Source organism: Streptomyces sp. AC627_RSS907 (assembly GCF_019049165.1).
The window spans coordinates 1-564 of sequence record NZ_JAGMUE010000813.1 but is presented as its reverse complement, the minus strand read 5'-3'; the positions used below and the strand labels follow the sequence as shown (position 1 = coordinate 564).

The following is a 564-nucleotide window of genomic DNA, read 5'->3' as shown; positions in this document are numbered from 1 at the left end:
GGTGGGCCTCGGTTCCGCCCTGCGCTCCCTGCGGGTGGCCGACCGGTTCAGCCCGGAGGCGCTGGACCGGCGCGTGGCGGCGGCCGTCAACGCCACCTCGGTACGGGCCCTGCTCTACCGGTTGCGCGGCCTGGTCCCGCAGCTACGGGCCGAGGGCATCGGCCTGGACTACGACCGGCTGATGCGGGACCTGGAGCGGTGGACCCACCCGGAGCAGCGGCAGCGCGTCCGCCGGACGTGGGGGCTGGCCTACCACGTGTGGAAGCCCGCCAACCAGGACACCGAGGGCACCGGAACCGACGGCGAAGGTCCGGCGCGCTCGTAACACCGGGCACGCCCCTGACACCGGGCACGCGCCCGCCACCGGGTACGCCCCCGCCACCGGGCACGCGCCCGCCACCCCACCCACAGACCAGCTCACTCACCAGGCCGGGAGAACCGTCCGGCCCCCTACCCGACCCCTGGAGGTCCCGTGGAGCTGCCCGCTCCCCGCGCGTACGTCGACGTACACATCCTGCAGACCGTCCCCCCGGCCAACCTCAACCGTGACGACCAGGGGAACCC

2 protein-coding genes are annotated in these 564 nt (G+C 74.8%); both read left to right on the top strand.

All coding sequences use genetic code 11. The features are described from left to right. On the top strand, positions 1-325 hold a 325-nt coding region (casB, locus tag KUM32_RS38780), incomplete at its 5' end, for a type I-E CRISPR-associated protein Cse2/CasB (RefSeq protein WP_217146487.1). Positions 326-478: 153 nt separating this feature from the next. Beyond that, positions 479-564, top strand: an 86-nt coding sequence (locus tag KUM32_RS38775) for a type I-E CRISPR-associated protein Cas7/Cse4/CasC (RefSeq protein WP_217146488.1), incomplete at its 3' end; no start/stop codon positions are given.